At 62.6% G+C, this 15581-nt stretch carries 14 protein-coding genes; 10 read left to right on the top strand and 4 right to left on the bottom strand.

Annotated elements, in window-relative coordinates; translation table 11 throughout:
- Positions 1-38 precede the first annotated feature (38 nt).
- From H0O21_RS05885 to H0O21_RS05845, 9 genes are all read left to right on the top strand, one after another.
- Positions 39-1736 carry a phosphodiester glycosidase family protein gene (locus H0O21_RS05885; protein WP_185190721.1) on the top strand — a complete coding sequence of 566 codons (1698 nt, stop codon included), beginning with the start codon at positions 39-41 and terminating at the stop codon, positions 1734-1736.
- A 26-nt stretch (positions 1737-1762) separates the two neighbouring features.
- A complete protein-coding gene (locus tag H0O21_RS05880) occupies positions 1763-2089 on the top strand; it encodes an AIR synthase (protein WP_185190720.1) in 327 nt (108 codons plus the stop codon).
- Between the two features lie 74 nt (positions 2090-2163).
- Positions 2164-2538, top strand: coding sequence for a 30S ribosomal protein S12 (rpsL, locus tag H0O21_RS05875; RefSeq protein WP_131454763.1), 375 nt, complete (start codon positions 2164-2166; stop codon positions 2536-2538).
- 72 nt (positions 2539-2610) lie between these two features.
- Positions 2611-3081: a 30S ribosomal protein S7 gene (gene rpsG / locus H0O21_RS05870; protein ID WP_131454764.1), complete on the top strand. Its 471-nt coding sequence runs from the start codon at positions 2611-2613 to the stop codon at positions 3079-3081.
- Between the two features lie 87 nt (positions 3082-3168).
- Positions 3169-5244 carry an elongation factor G gene (gene fusA / locus H0O21_RS05865; RefSeq protein WP_131454765.1) on the top strand — a complete coding sequence of 692 codons (2076 nt, stop codon included), beginning with the start codon at positions 3169-3171 and terminating at the stop codon, positions 5242-5244.
- A gap of 42 nt (positions 5245-5286) precedes the next feature.
- The gene (gene tuf / locus H0O21_RS05860; RefSeq protein WP_131454766.1) at positions 5287-6486 is read left to right on the top strand and encodes an elongation factor Tu; all 1200 of its coding nucleotides are present in this window, start codon (positions 5287-5289) and stop codon (positions 6484-6486) included.
- Positions 6487-6608: 122 nt separating this feature from the next.
- Positions 6609-6929 carry a 30S ribosomal protein S10 gene (gene rpsJ, locus H0O21_RS05855; RefSeq protein ID WP_006042265.1) on the top strand — a complete coding sequence of 107 codons (321 nt, stop codon included), beginning with the start codon at positions 6609-6611 and terminating at the stop codon, positions 6927-6929.
- A gap of 57 nt (positions 6930-6986) precedes the next feature.
- Positions 6987-7643, top strand: coding sequence for an LON peptidase substrate-binding domain-containing protein (locus tag H0O21_RS05850; RefSeq protein WP_131454767.1), 657 nt, complete (start codon positions 6987-6989; stop codon positions 7641-7643).
- Positions 7637-8617 carry a methyltransferase domain-containing protein gene (locus H0O21_RS05845; protein WP_185190719.1) on the top strand — a complete coding sequence of 327 codons (981 nt, stop codon included), beginning with the start codon at positions 7637-7639 and terminating at the stop codon, positions 8615-8617. The genes H0O21_RS05850 and H0O21_RS05845 overlap by 7 nt, the downstream gene beginning before the upstream one ends.
- Here H0O21_RS05845 and pheA read toward each other — a convergent pair.
- Positions 8587-9432, bottom strand: a complete 846-nt coding sequence (gene pheA / locus H0O21_RS05840) for a prephenate dehydratase (protein ID WP_131454769.1) — start codon at positions 9430-9432, stop codon at positions 8587-8589. The genes H0O21_RS05845 and pheA overlap by 31 nt on opposite strands.
- Positions 9433-9461: 29 nt before the next feature.
- On the opposite strand from pheA, the gene H0O21_RS05835 reads away from it, so the two are divergent.
- Positions 9462-10004 (top strand): DUF1997 domain-containing protein, encoded by a 543-nt coding sequence (locus tag H0O21_RS05835; protein ID WP_255441161.1) that lies wholly within the window; start codon positions 9462-9464, stop codon positions 10002-10004.
- Here the strand turns inward: H0O21_RS05835 and H0O21_RS05830 are convergent.
- The 3 genes from H0O21_RS05830 to H0O21_RS05820 form a co-directional block, all read right to left on the bottom strand.
- Positions 9990-10598 (bottom strand): ribonuclease HII, encoded by a 609-nt coding sequence (locus H0O21_RS05830; protein ID WP_185190718.1) that lies wholly within the window; start codon positions 10596-10598, stop codon positions 9990-9992. The genes H0O21_RS05835 and H0O21_RS05830 overlap by 15 nt on opposite strands.
- 18 nt (positions 10599-10616) lie before the next feature.
- On the bottom strand, positions 10617-12560 hold the full coding sequence (locus tag H0O21_RS05825; RefSeq protein WP_185190717.1) for an Rne/Rng family ribonuclease: 1944 nt from the start codon (positions 12558-12560) through the stop codon (positions 10617-10619).
- A gap of 249 nt (positions 12561-12809) precedes the next feature.
- A complete protein-coding gene (locus tag H0O21_RS05820) occupies positions 12810-15497 on the bottom strand; it encodes a TIGR03960 family B12-binding radical SAM protein (protein ID WP_185190903.1) in 2688 nt (895 codons plus the stop codon).
- Positions 15498-15581 lie beyond the last annotated feature (84 nt).

Below are 15581 nucleotides of genomic sequence, written 5' to 3'. Positions count from 1 at the left end.
GCGTGGTGCCTGTTCAGGATCCGGCTAGCGTCTTGCCCATGGTTGATCCACCGCTGCCGCCAGCGCCCGTCGCCGAGGTGCGTGTCGCCAGATCGATCAAGGGCGATCGCATCCGCCTGGCGGGAATGGACCTGAACAGTCCCTGGCTCTGGGTCGGGGGCGGTCGAACCCAGCCGACGCAACTTTGGCTTCCCCTCGAGCTTCTTGTGAACAAGCTCGGGTTCCAGCGAAGCGAAGCAGCAGACGGCCCGCAACTGGAGTGGTACGGGCGCAGGGCAAGCCTGCGGAGCCTGCCCCAACGCAGCCTTGACGACGAGGTGGCGATCGAGGTGGCGGAGTGGCTGAGCAGCACCGGCGTGGGTTTGTCGCGCTCGGAGCAGACCCTGCGCCTGACCCTGGCCTCCCCGCGCCTACAGCGACTGCGACGGGGGAAGGGCAGCACAGCCAACCGACTCGTTTTTGACCTCTCGGGACCAGCGCTGGTGCAGCGCCAGGGCAATGATCTGATCCTCCGAATCAGCACCACCCCAACCCAGGCCGGACAGCTGCGGGGGATGGGACTGCGGATCCAGCGTCAGCGGCTGCAACTCACTCTGATCGGCGCGGGGCAGAGCTTGTCCACCCTCACGCTGGCCGAGCCCTGGCGGATCGTTCTGGATGGGGTCCGTTCGGGCGAGGGCGGTGGAAGGAGCCAAGGCCGTGACCCCCTTGCAGCAGCACTGGTCGATCCCCGGATCCAGGCGCTGATTCGCGATGGGCTCGTGCTCGATCGCCGCTCGCTGACCGTGGGGGTGAAACCGCTGCGGATCTATCGGGTTGGCAGCAACCCTCTGCAGCAGGGCCTGCGCCTGCAACCCCTTGCCCCTTTACATGCCCAGCAAGGACTCCGCTTCCTCAACCAGCTCTCGCAACCGGCCGGGGCACTGCTCGCGGTGAACGGCGGTTTTTTCAACAGGGTGCGGCAGCTTCCGCTCGGGGCGGTTCGTCTGGACGGCACCTGGCTGTCAGGCCCGATCCTGAACAGGGGGGCCGTCGGCTGGGACAGCGGCGGCCGGCTGAACTTTGGACGCCTGAAGCTGCATCAGGAGCTTGTGGTCTCCGGTGGACAGCGCTGGGGGCTGACCAGCCTCAACAGCGGCTATGTGCAGAAGGGACTGAGTCGCTACACCCGTGCCTGGGGGCCGGTCTACCAAGCGCTCAGCGGCCAAGAGCAGGCCCTGAGCATTGACGATGGACGCGTGCTTGCCGTTCATGGCACCGCAGCCCTGGCCAGGGGGGTGCCCCTCGCAAGTGGTGTCGATCTGATCGTGGCCCGGGGGGGCGCACCACTACCGGCCCAGATTGGAGATCGCGTTGAGTTGCGCTCTGAGGCTTCCAATCCGCTCGGCAATCGGAGGCAAGTCATGGGCGGTGGCCCACTGTTACTCCAGGGGGGCCGGGTTGTTCTCAATGGTCGTGCGGAGGGGTTCAGCGCGGGCTTTATGGCACTGGCGGCACCGCGGACGGTTGTGGCGCAAGACCGCGATCGGCTTTGGCTACTGACCCTGGAGGGTGCCGGCGGCAGCGATCCCACCCTGCTCGAGACCAGCCTGGCCCTGCGCCAACTTGGACTGGACGAGGCCCTGAACCTCGACGGAGGCAGCTCCACGTCACTCCTGGTCGCCAACAGGCTTGTCATGAGCGGGCGGTCCTTCCCACCGCGGGTGCAGAACGCCCTGGGACTGGTGCCAGAGTGAGCAGCCTCACGATCAGATCCGGAGCCATGAGCACGAACCTGCTGATCACGCCGGCTGCCGCTGCAGAGCTTGGCCGCCAGGCCGCTGTTGCCGGAACACCAGGTCAGATGCATCTTGATCTGCTGGATGGCAGCTGTGAAACCCATGTGATCCGGCTGCAACCGGGACCAATGGGAGGAGTGCCGGTGGCCCGCGCCGATGGCATCACCCTGCATGCTCCCGCAGGCCAGGCGGGCCAGCTGGAGGGGCTCTGCCTTGATTACCGCGGCGATCTCAGCGGTGGCGGCTTTCTGGTGACCGCCCGCAGCGGCATTCGCTGCTGCCCTTGCGGCAGTGCTTTCACACGCCTCTGAGGACACTGCAGGCGACCCGGTATGGTGGTGGATTGTCGAACCAGGTCGGGGTACCGGCCGCATCCCGACCGTCGATGCCAACCATCCAACAGCTGATCCGTCACGAGCGCCAGACCCTCAAGGCGAAGACCAAGTCTCCAGCCCTGCGCTCATGTCCCGAGCGCCGGGGAGTGTGCACACGCGTGTACACGTCCACGCCCAAGAAGCCCAATTCGGCTCTGCGCAAAGTGGCACGTGTGCGCCTCACCTCGGGCTTCGAAGTGACGGCCTACATCGGTGGCATCGGCCACAACCTCCAGGAGCACTCTGTTGTGCTGATCCGCGGCGGTCGTGTGAAGGATCTGCCTGGTGTCCGTTATCACATCATCCGCGGAACGCTTGACACCGCCGGCGTGAAGGATCGTCGCCAGTCGCGCTCCAAGTACGGCGCCAAGACTCCTAAGGAGTGATGGCAGTGCGTCTCTCATTGACGCCCCAATCCTGAAACCACCCTTTTCCCCTTTCTCTCTTACCCACGGTTCATGTCCCGCCGTAACGCCGCCGAGAAGCGCCCGATTCTTCCCGATCCCCAGTTCAATAGCCGCCTCGCCACGATGATGGTGGTGCGCTTGATGAAGCACGGCAAGAAATCCACCGCCCAGCGGATCCTGTCCGATGCCTTCAGCCTGATCGGCGAGCGCACCGGCGGTGATCCCCTCGAGCTGTTCGAAACGGCCGTGAAGAACGCCACGCCTCTGGTGGAAGTGCGAGCCCGTCGAGTCGGTGGTGCGACCTACCAGGTGCCCATGGAAGTGCGCCAGGAGCGCGGCACAGCCATGGCCCTGCGCTGGCTCGTCAGCTTCTCCCGTTCCCGCAACGGCCGCAGCATGGCCCAGAAGCTCGCCGGTGAATTGATGGATGCCGCCAACGAGGCCGGCAACGCCGTTCGCAAGCGCGAAGAAACCCACAAGATGGCCGAAGCCAACAAGGCTTTCGCCCACTACCGCTACTGACTCTCCCTCGCCCTGAACGCTCTCGGCTGTTCAGGGCGGACCTGTAGAGTCTCACCCGCCTTTTAACGCCCCACCCCGGAGTTTCCTGTGGCTCGCGCCTTTCCCCTGGAACGCGTCAGAAATATCGGTATTGCCGCTCATATTGACGCTGGTAAAACCACCACCACCGAACGAATCCTGTTCTATTCAGGTGTGGTGCACAAGATCGGTGAGGTGCATGACGGCGCCGCTGTCACCGACTGGATGGCCCAGGAGCGTGAACGTGGAATCACCATCACCGCTGCGGCCATTTCCACCAGCTGGAATGACCATCGGATCAACATCATTGACACCCCCGGCCACGTGGATTTCACCATCGAGGTGGAACGTTCCATGCGGGTTCTCGACGGTGTGATCGCTGTGTTCTGCGCCGTGGGTGGCGTTCAGCCTCAGTCGGAGACTGTTTGGCGCCAAGCCGACCGCTACTCCGTGCCCCGGATGGTATTCGTCAACAAGATGGACCGCACCGGCGCCGATTTCCTCAAGGTGCATGGCCAAATCAAGGATCGCCTCAAGGCCAACGCCGTGCCGATCCAGCTGCCGATTGGTGCCGAGGGCGATCTCAGCGGCATCATCGACCTCGTGGCCAACAAGGCTCACATCTATAAGGACGATCTCGGTAAGGACATCGAAGTCACCGACATTCCTGCCGACATGGCCGATCAGGCAGCCGAGTGGCGCACGGTCTTGATGGAGGCGGTTGCCGAAACCGACGAAGCCCTGATCGAGAAGTTCCTGGAAACTGGCGAGCTCAGCGATGAAGAGCTCAAGAAGGGCATCCGTGATGGCGTCCTGAAGCACGGTCTCGTTCCGATGCTCTGCGGCTCCGCCTTCAAGAACAAAGGTGTGCAGCTGGTTCTTGATGCCGTTGTTGACTACCTGCCCGCCCCCGTGGATGTGCCCCCGATTCAGGGTGTGCTCCCCGATGGCAAGGAAGCCGTGCGTCCCTCCGACGACAAGGCTCCCTTCAGCGCCCTGGCCTTCAAGGTGATGGCTGACCCCTACGGAAAGCTCACCTTCGTGCGCATGTATTCCGGCGTCCTGGAAAAGGGCAGCTATGTGCTCAACTCCACCAAGGGCGAGAAAGAGCGCATCTCCCGTTTGGTGGTGCTCAAGGCGGACGACCGGGAAGAGGTTGATGAACTGCGCGCTGGCGACCTGGGAGCGGTTCTAGGCCTGAAAGCCACCACCACCGGTGACACCCTTTGCTCTTCCGAAGATCCCATCGTTCTTGAGACCCTGTTCGTCCCTGAACCGGTGATCTCCGTGGCTGTGGAGCCGAAGACAAAAGGAGACATGGAGAAACTCTCCAAGGCTCTTGTGTCTCTGGCAGAGGAAGATCCCACCTTCCGGGTCAACACGGACGCCGAAACCGGTCAGACCGTGATCGCCGGCATGGGCGAATTGCACCTGGAGATCCTGGTGGATCGCATGCTGCGCGAATTCAAGGTGGAGGCCAATATCGGCGCCCCTCAGGTGTCCTACCGCGAAACCATCCGTGGCTCAGCCAAGGGTGAAGGGAAGTTCTCCCGTCAGACCGGTGGCAAGGGCCAATACGGCCACGTGGTGATTGAAATGGAGCCGGGCGAGCCCGAATCCGGATTTGAATTCGTCAACAAAATTGTTGGTGGTGTTGTTCCCAAGGAATTCATCAAGCCCTCAGAGATGGGCATGAAGGAGACCTGTGAATCCGGCGTGATTGCTGGATACCCGATGATCGACATCAAAGTCAGCATGGTTGACGGGTCGTACCATGACGTGGACTCGTCAGAAATGGCGTTCAAAATCGCCGGCTCCATGGCCTTCAAGGATGCGGTCAAGAAGTGCAATCCTGTACTTCTTGAACCGATGATGAAGGTCGAGGTCGAGGTTCCCGAGGATTTCCTCGGCTCGATCATCGGTGACCTGTCTTCCCGTCGAGGACAGGTGGAAGGTCAGGCCATTGACGATGGCACGTCAAAGGTCTCGGCCAAGGTGCCTTTGGCCGAGATGTTCGGCTACGCCACCGAGCTCCGATCCATGACCCAGGGTCGGGGTATCTTCTCGATGGAATTCAGCCACTACGAGGATGTTCCTCGCAACGTCGCTGAAGCCATCATCTCCAAGAATCAGGGCAATTCCTGATCTCTACCCTCCCCTAAATCCACCCCCGATTCTTTTAAAAAAATGGCTCGCGAGAAGTTCGAAAGGAACAAGCCCCACGTCAACATCGGCACCATTGGCCACGTTGACCACGGCAAAACCACCCTCACCGCTGCGATCACCAATGTGCTCGCCAAGAAGGGTCAAGCCAAGGCTCAGGCCTATGACCAGATTGACGGTGCTCCCGAGGAGCGCGAGCGCGGTATCACCATCAACACCGCCCACGTTGAGTACGAAACCGATTCCCGTCACTACGCCCACGTTGACTGCCCCGGTCACGCGGACTACGTGAAGAACATGATCACCGGTGCCGCTCAGATGGACGGCGCCATCCTCGTGTGTGCCGCCACCGACGGCCCCATGGCCCAAACCAAGGAGCACATCCTGCTGGCCAAGCAGGTGGGCGTGCCCGCTCTGGTGGTTGCACTCAACAAGTGCGACATGGTCGATGATGAGGAGATCATCGAACTGGTGGAACTGGAGATCCGCGAATTGCTCTCCAGCTACGACTTCCCTGGCGACGATATCCCCGTGGTGCAGGTCTCCGGCCTGAAGGCCCTCGAAGGCGATGCCGAGTGGGAAGCCAAGGTCGAAGAGCTGATGAAGGCCGTCGATGAAAACATCCCCGAGCCCGAGCGCGAAATCGACAAGCCCTTCCTGATGGCCGTCGAAGACGTGTTCTCCATCACCGGTCGTGGCACCGTGGCCACCGGCCGTATTGAGCGCGGCATCGTCAAAGTCGGCGAAGAAATCGAAATCGTCGGCATCAAAGACACCCGCAAGACCACCGTTACCGGTGTGGAGATGTTCCGCAAGCTGCTCGATCAGGGCATGGCTGGCGACAACGTCGGCCTCCTGCTTCGCGGCATCCAGAAGGAAGACATCGAGCGCGGCATGGTGCTCGTGAAGCCCGGCTCCATCACCCCTCACACCAAGTTTGAGGGTCAGGTGTACGTGCTGAAGAAGGAAGAAGGCGGCCGTCACACCCCCTTCTTCGCTGGCTACCGCCCGCAGTTCTATATCCGTACCACCGACGTGACCGGCCAGATCACCGCCTTCACCGCGGAAGATGGCTCCAACGTCGAGATGGTGATGCCCGGCGACAACATCAAGATGACCGGTGAGCTGATCTGCCCCGTGGCCATCGAGCAGGGCATGCGCTTCGCTATCCGCGAAGGCGGCCGCACCATCGGTGCTGGCGTGGTCTCCAAGATCATCGAGTGATCATCAAGCGATGATCGTCAGGGGATGGTTCGGCCGCGGCCGGGCCATCCCCTACACTTTTTAAATCGAACCTCGACAATTCACCGTCTCCGATCCCCTCGGGGGCTTCCTCTGCGCATTCCATGTCCACCGCAATCGCTCAGCAGAAGATCCGCATTCGCCTCAAGGCGTTTGATCGCCGCATGCTGGATCTCTCCTGCGACAAGATCATTGAAACGGCCGACAACACGGCAGCAACTGCCATCGGTCCCATTCCTCTTCCCACCAAGCGCAAGATCTACTGCGTCCTGCGTTCTCCCCACGTTGACAAGGATTCACGGGAGCATTTCGAAACACGCACCCACCGTCGGATTATCGATATCTACAGCCCCTCGGCAAAAACAATCGACGCCCTGATGAAGCTTGATTTGCCAAGCGGAGTTGACATCGAAGTGAAGCTCTGAGGCGCACCCGCCCCAGCGGTCAGCTGCCTAGGATTTATCCCACTGAGATCGTGCTGCGTGGCTGACCTGTCCGTCAGGGAATTACCCCTGTTCCCCCTGCCGGATGTTGTTCTGTTTCCAAGGGAAGTGCTCCCTCTGCACATCTTCGAGTCGCGCTATCGGATGATGCTCCGCAGCGTTCTTGAAGATGATCGTCGCTTCGGAGTGATCCGCTGGGATCCTCAGAATCAAACCGTGGCCCCAGTTGGCTGCTGCGCCGAAGTTCTGCAGCATCAAACCGGCGAGGATGGTCGAAGCAACATTGTGACCCTCGGTCAGCAGCGCTTCAGAGTGCTTGATGTGGTGCGGGAGGCGCCTTACCGCACAGCACTTGTGAGCTGGATCGAAGATGAGCCGCTCGAATCTCCCGATGCGCTCGAAACCCTCACCCAATCGGTCGATCAGGCCCTGCGTGACGTTGTTGAACTCACCGGCAAGCTGACCGGTTCACCCGCCTCCCTGCCTGACGACTTACCCGATCTCCCTAGGGAACTCTCATTCTGGATCGGAGCCCATCTGGGAGGCCCTGTTGCTGATCAACAGCAGGAACTGCTGGAACTCACCAGCACCCGCGAACGCCTTGAACAGGAATACGCCATGCTCGATGAAACCCGTCGCCAGCTGGCAGCTCGCACGGTCTTACGTGACACCCTCGCGAACACCGAGGAATGCTGAGCGCTACAGCCCTGGGCCTGGCCGCCGTCCTTGCCATTGGCGTCGGAGCAATTACTTTCAGCCTCTGGACCCGCCGCAATCGCGCTTATCACTCCAGCGCCAGCGTCGCGGCCGCCTACGACGCCTGGACCGACGATCGCCTGCTTGAAAATCTCTGGGGTGACCATGTGCACCTCGGCTACTACGGCGATCCACCGCGGCGGCGGGATTTCCGTGCCGCCAAGGCAGACTTTGTGCACGCCCTGGTGCACTGGAGCGGACTCGACCAACTGCCACCTGGTTCTCGCATCCTGGATGTGGGCTGCGGCATCGGTGGCAGCGCCAGGATCCTTGCCCGCGACTACGGCTTTGAGGTGCTGGGTATCAGCATCAGCCCAGCCCAGGTGGCCCGTGCCACAGCCCTGACCCCTGAAGGCATCCACTGCCAATTCGCAGTGATGGACGCCCTCGATCTTCAACTCGCCGATCAACAGTTCGATGCTGTCTGGAGTGTTGAAGCCGGCCCCCACATGCCCGACAAGCAGCGCTATGCCGACGAACTCCTGCGGGTACTCCGCCAGGGCGGCGTGCTGGCGGTCGCGGACTGGAACCGCCGCGATCCATCAGATGGCGAGATGAATGGCGTGGAGAAGCGTGTGATGCATCAGCTGCTCACCCAGTGGGCCCATCCCGAATTCGCCAGCATCAAAGGTTTTGCCAGCAACATCGCCGCCAGCCCCCATCAAAGGGGCGTCTTGGAGACGGATGACTGGACCCGGGCAACACTGCCCTCCTGGATCGACTCCATTGGAGAGGGGCTGCGCAGACCCTGGGCCGTTCTCAGCCTTGGCCCCAGGGCAATCCTCCAAGGCCTCCGCGAAACTCCCACCCTGCTGCTCATGCACTGGGCCTTCGCCACTGGTTTGATGCAGTTCGGCGTCTTCAGAATCAGCCCCAGTGGGGGTCAATCCGCAGCCAACTCCGAACTGGGGTAAGCGCCGAACTGAGCCAGGTGCTCACAAAGAGGGGTCAGAAGTTCAGTGAGTTGGCGGAGCACCTCTCCTCCCTGCTCTGCAGGAAGCTCCACATCCATGAAGAACACATATTCCCCAAGCTCCCGTTTTGAGGGGCGCGACTCGATCCTGCTCATGTTCAGCCCAAGCGTTGCTACCGCAGTGAGGGCCTCCAGCAAGGCACCTGGTGCATTGCGGTGCAGAGAGAAGGCAAGGCTGGCGACATCTCCCTCCAAGCGCCGCTCGCCACGCTGCAGCAGCAGGAATCGGGTGCAGTTTCCGCTGGCATCGTTAATCGGATAAGCAAGTGACTCCAACACTCCCTCCTCTGCCAGGGAACGACTCGCAATCGCCGCGCGGAACTGACTGCCCCGCACCATGCGGGCCGCTTCTGCGGTGGAGCTGGTGGGTAGCTGAAGGGCATTGGGAAGATGACGCGCCAGCCAACCGCTGCACTGAGCCAAAGCCTGGGGGTGCGACAGCACCTCAGACACCTGATCAAGACGACCGCTGCTGAGCAGCGCATGCCGGATTGGTAACACCAGAGCACGCCGGATGCAGAGATCCGGATGGGCCCAGAGTGCATCGAGACTCGTGGTCACTCCACCTTCCACGGAATTCTCCACGGGCACCACCGCCGCCTCGCAGCGACCATCCGCGACGTGATCGACGACGGAACGCAACCCCGGGCAGGGCAGCAACTCCACCGGATCCAGAGCCTCGAGCTCCACCATGGCGCGGGCCGCTCGCTCGCCGTAGGTTCCCTGCGGCCCGAGGAAAGCCACGCGCGTGGTCATCAATCGCCCTGCAAACACTCGATAGGATCATGGCGCGTCAGCGTCCGCTCATGCCCCTGGCCTTCAGCGCCAGCCAGCACTTGAACCTCACGGTGAACCATCGGGCGGATGCGCTGCCGGCCTATCTGCAAGAAGAGGATCGGGTGGTGAAGGCCCTTCTGGATCCGAGCCAGCTCAGCCTGCTGGCCCCAGGCCGATACCAATACACCGTCACGACCCTGCAGGTGTTCCAACTGCAGGTGAAACCTGTGGTCTGCCTGGAGGTGACCCATCAGGACAATCGACTGACCATGCGCGCGCTTGACGCCAACCTTGAGGGGCTGGGGCTCGTGGATGACTTTCAGCTCACCCTCGAAGCGGTCCTCGAAGCGCGTAGCTCCGGCTTGGAGGGTTTAGCCACCCTGGGGGTAGAAGTGAGCCAGCCCCCGTTGCTTCGACTGATCCCCCGCAGGGTGCTCGAAAGCACCGGCGAATCGATCCTCAACGGCATCCTCTTGACCATCAAGGGCAGGGTCGGACGTCAACTGGTGAGCGATTTCGAGCGCTGGTGTGAGAGTTCAGAACCCGCCTGAGGCAGGGACAACCTCCTCAGGCCAAGGGATAGTGCGCAGAAAACTCCGGCGATGCAAAGGCGTCGGACCTTCAGCCATGAGTGCCTGTCGGTGCCGTGCTGTGCCGTAACCGGCATGGGAGTCCAGCCCATAACCAGGGAACCGTTGCGCGAGCCGGCGGATCAACGCATCACGGGCCTCCTTGGCCAGCACGCTGGCCGCAGCAATCGCTGCGCATTGGCTATCCCCCCGCACAATCGTCTGCTGTGGATGGGGCCAGGGCCGAAGGGGAAGCACCCCATCCACCAGCACTAGAGCGGGCTGCTGGGGCAGCCGCTGCAGCGCCCGAAGCATGGCCTGCTCGGTGGCGCCGCGGATTCCGATCGCATCAATCTCCCGTGCTGAGGCCTGACCGAGTCCCCAGGCTGCAGCGACCGTTTCGATCAGAGGCACCAAGCGTGCTCGACGCCGAGGGGTCAAGGCCTTGCTGTCGGTCAACCCCTGAGCAAGAAGTCCATGAGCGGCGTCTTCATCAAGCACCACAGCTGCGGCGAACACAGGGCCGAAGAGACAGCCTCGCCCGACTTCATCGACACCGGCGACCCAGTCAGTCATCGGCTCATGCGGCGTGCTTCAGTCCGCGCTGGCGGCCGAGGAACGGCGGCGGCGGCGGCGTGGTTCTTGATCATCGTCGGAGCCATCGGAACCGGCTGCCACCGGCACAGGCTCAGCCTGGGCCTCTGCGGGGGGCTCTGCCGCAACCACAGCCACCGGCTCAAATGGGGTGATCTCCAGGGGCGTGATCTCAACCAACAGCGGCGCAGAATCGGCTTGGGTTGAGGTCTCGGCCACTGCGTCCGAGCTGCCGTTGTCGTCTGAAGCAGCCGTGGATCGGCCTCCGCCACGACTACCCCCGCGACTGCCGCGACGGCGACGACGACCACTGGAAGCCGCCAGTTGCTGACGAGCTTCCTCCAGCACTGCGTCGGCGTCTTCGCCAGGACGCACCACCCGCACCAGCAGGTTGTCGCTTTCCGGGGGTTCCTCAAGCAGGAGAGCCGGACTTAGGCCAAGCCAGCCATAGACCTCCTCCTGCTGCTCGGTCATCGGCACAGCCAACAGCTCAGGGTCCTGACGACGGGCCGCCGTCTCAGGAGCCGCCACCGCTTCGCTCACGTCGGCATCCACCGCCAGGCTGGCATCGGTGTCGTCGCTGATCACAGCGGCGGCACTTCGCCCTCTGCCGCCTCGGCGGCGGCGGCCACCACTGGATTCAGAGGGAGGCGCCACTTCAGCGCGGGCAGAAGCGGCCGATCGCACCAAACCGGTCGCGGTGGCTAGGGGCTGGAGCAGGTCCTTACCGGGCAGCACGGCCACATGCCCCAGACCACCACAGCTTGGGCAGGCGCGGCCGAACAACTCGTAGATGTTTTGCCCCTGCCGCTTGCGGGTGAGTTCCACCAGACCAAGCTCAGTGAGCTGTGCAATCTGCGGACGAGCCGCATCATCACGAATGGCCGCAGTGAAATATTCGAGCAACTGCAGCTGATCGCGGCGGGAGTCCATGTCGATGAAGTCGACGATGATCACCCCACCGATGTTGCGCAGCTTCAACTGGCGGGCAATTTCGACGGCCGCCTCACAGTTGGTCCACAGGACGGTCTCCCGAGCATTGGCCGATCGGGTGAAGGAGCCCGAATTGACATCGATGACCGTGAGCGCCTCAGTGGGCTCGATGATCACGTAACCCCCGGAAGGGAGATCCACCCGGGGCTTGAGGGCATCGCGGATGGCGGCATTGACCTTGAAATGCTCAAGCAGCTCAGCTGGCTCAGGATGGGCATCGACCTGAACGGCAGCACCCTCCTCACCGAGGAAACCCGTAACCCGTTCCACCGCGGCGGGGTCATCCACCACCACCCGGCTGAGATCCGGACCGGTGTGATCGCGCAGGATGCGGTGAATAAAGTCCTCATCACGGTTGAGAAGCACCGGAGGAGTGGCCGTTTCTGCCGCCCGTTGAATGGCCTCCCACTGGCGAAGCAGCGATTCGAGGTCATCGATCAAAAGCTCTTCGCTCACCCCCTCCGCCTCGGTGCGGATCAGCAGACCAGCTCCAGGCGGTTTGACAAGAACGCCCAAGGCACGCAGGCGATTGCGCTCACCCTCTGAACCAATCCGGCGGGAGATGTTCACCCCCTGGCCGCTGGGTTGGAGCACCAGGTAACGACCAGGAAGAGCCAGATTTCCAGTGAGGCGTGGCCCTTTGGTGCCCGTCGGTTCCTTCATCACCTGCACGAGCACACGCTGACGGGGCTCCAGCAGTTCGGTGATGCCGGCGGCCCCTTTCTTCAGGCGCAGGGGGCCGAGATCAGTGACATGAATGAAGCCGTTCTTTTCGCTTTCACCGATGTTGACGAAGGCTGCATCAATCCCAGGCAGCACGTTTTCCACGGTCCCGAGATAGACATCACCGATCTGATATCGACCCTGCGCAACGATCAGTTCATCAACGCGCTCATCGGTGAGCACTGCGGCGATCCGCAGCTGCTCGGCGATGACAATTTGTTGGGGCATGGAGAAGGTCAGAGAGCGCCCCTTAGGGCGTAAATCCGATCAGAGACCTGCCGGTCCACTGCACGGAAACAACGTGTTCGGCCTGGGCCGTTCAAGAAGAGGGCGGAGGATTAACTCCTATGGAGCTCACAGACGACGTGAATCAGGACGCATGGAGCTGAGGCAACAGGCCTCCGTTTCCTCAGGATCTGGGAGCGAGAAGACCGGGTCAATCCCGTAGCGCAGTGCTCAGGGGGTGTTGACTTGGGATCAATTTAGCACTGGCTTGATCACGTCCTGCAGGCGAAGTGCAACGCGTTCCACATGCTGCAGCTGCAGAGAGCAGCCCAGTGCATCCCCCAACCAGGACTGAATCTGCGCGGGCTTGAGACTGCGGCCTTGGGGATCGATGGCTGCCGAAAGGTTCAGCCTGACGCCATCACCATGGGCTTGGCTGAGCTGGAGATCCTGCAGGCAGGGTCGGCAGTCGCGCACCCGAGGACGGCCCTTTTTATCCGTGTCATGCCAAAGCAGTTCCGTGCGTGCCATCAAGGCAGCAATGGCCTCTTGCCAATGCGATGGCTCTGGTCTCTCACCCTCCACGACCTTGAGCCAGAACCGCCACTCGGCGGCCTCCAGCCGCTGGGACAGGCTGGGCTCGGACACGGGGACCTCCTCGGCTGAAAGCAGCCGGAATCCCTCAGGAAGCGTGGGCTGCCAGGCCGCCAGGACCGCTTCTGGATCAACGGATTCGAGAAATTCGAGGTCCATCCACTCGCCGTGAGCCTCGACGCCAAGGGGCAACGCGAGGGCGAGTTGCAGTCGTGGCAGGGGGTGAAAGCCGCCGGTGTAACTCACCGGCAAACCGCTGCGCCGCAGGGCCCGCTCCAGCATCCGCACCACATCGAGATGGCTCAGGAGCGCCATGGCGCCGGTTTTGCTGAAGCGGAAACGCAGGCGACAGACCCGGGCGCTGGGGGGTGGCACGGAGGGCTGCTGGGTCGGCACGGGCGGTGGCGGGACCACCACGTTGTGGCCCAGATCCGGACCACAGACGCCGCAACTGCTGCAGCCCTCGAAAGAGCAGTCAGGAACCACCGCCGCCGCCAGAGCCCGCTGCAAGTCCTCCGCAAGCCAGGCCTTATCAATCCCTGTATCGATGTGATCCCAGGGCAGCGGCTGGCGGCAGAACGCCTCCAGGTCATCGCGACTGAGGGCCGTGACCGCACTCCAACTGCCCACCTCCATCTCCCGGTAGCGCCCCTCCAATCCCGCGGCCGCGATCGCCCCGGTCCAGGCCTCGTAGGTGCGGTCGAGCGACTCAAACCAGGCATCCATTCCGGCACCGGCACGCCAGGCGGCTTCAATCACCGGCGCCAGGCGGCGGTCACTGCGACCCACGAAATCTTCCATCGCCGACAGGCGCACGTCGGTGAAGTTCACCTTCAGGCCCCGCAGTTGCCGGAAGGCATCCCGCAACAGCTGCTGGCGGCGCTGAAATTCAGCTGTGGAAACGCTGTGCCACTGGAAGGGCGTGTGCGGCTTCGGGGTGAAATTGCTGATCGTGATGTTGAGATTCAGGCGGCCCAGATCGCGGCAGCGCTGCTGAAGCATCACGCAGGTGTCGGCGATGCCGAGCACATCGGCGTCGGTCTCACCCGGCAGACCGATCATGAAATACAGCTTCACCTTGCGATAGCCGTTCTCCATGGCGGTGCGGATGCCATTCAGCAGGTCGTCGTCAGTCAGTCCCTTGTTGACGATGTCGCGCAGGCGCTGGGTGCCGGCTTCCGGCGCGAAGGTCAAGCCGGCTTGACGGCCGCCGCCCAGGATGTGAGCAATGTTCTGATCAAAACGGTCCACCCGCTGGCTCGGGAGCTGCAGGGTGACGTTCCGATCGGCCAGTCGGTTGCGCAACTCGACCCCAACCGCCGGAAGCGCCAGATAATCACTACAACTCAGCGACAGCAGAGAGAAGTCGCTGTAGCCCGTCGTTTTCATGCCGGTCTCCACGGCCTCGATGACCGCTTCCGGTTCCACATCACGGGCTGGACGCGTCAGCATGCCGGGCTGACAGAAGCGACACCCACGGGTGCACCCGCGCCGGATCTCAACGGTCAGCCGGTCGTGGACCGTTTCCACGTGGGGCACCAAGCCCATGGCGTAGTGGGGCATGGGGGTAGCGACCCGCCGCAACAGCCTGCGGGGCAGCTCCGGGTGGATGGGTTCGAGGGTGACCCCGTCGGTCGCTGGGGCATAAAGCGAGGGCACATAGACCCCTGGAACCTGAGCCAGGTCCCTCAGCAGAGCTGAGCGAGTCAGGCCGGCATCCTTGGCCTCCGCCACCACAAGACCGATCTCAGGTAGCAACTCCTCCCCGTCCCCCAGGGCGATGAAGTCAAAAAAGGGGCTGTAAGGCTCGGGATTACTGGTGGCGGTGGGGCCACCGGCAAAAATCAGTGGCATCGCCTCGGGAGCATTCAGAGGCCAATCGCCCCGATCGGCGGCACGGAGGGGAATGCCCGCAAGATCCAGCATCTCGAGGATGTTGGTGGCGCCGAGCTCATAGCTGAGGCTGAAGCCAAGGATGTCGAAGGCGGGGAGAGGTCGTCGACTCTCCACAGCGAACAAAGGCTGCTTCAGCTCACGCAGACGCGTGGCCAGATCGGCGGCTGGCAAGTAGGCACGGTCGCAGAGCTGCCCCGGAACGGCGTTGAGAATCGAATAGAGAATGATGTGGCCGAGATTGCTCGAGCCCACTTCATAGATCTCGGGATACGTGAGCGCCCAGCGCACCCTGGCAGCCAACCAGTCACGCCGCTCCACACCGAGTTCATGACCGATGTAGCGAGCGGGGCGATTGATCCCTTCGTTCACCAGGCTCTCGAAAGGAACCGGCGGCCAGGCCTCCGACGCGTGGTCGGATCCGGCACTGGGTGATGGCGTCGCAACGGTCATGGCCACCGGGGCACTTCTCGCATCGTATGGAGGGATCCCTCCAAAGCTCCCGGCCGCGTAGCAGGATGCCCCCCAGCAACGTGC

Source organism: Synechococcus sp. HK01-R (genome assembly GCF_014217855.1).
Taxonomy (GTDB): domain Bacteria; phylum Cyanobacteriota; class Cyanobacteriia; order PCC-6307; family Cyanobiaceae; genus Synechococcus_C.
The sequence above is the reverse complement of the archived record's forward strand: the minus strand, read 5'-3'. Positions and strand labels throughout refer to the sequence as shown.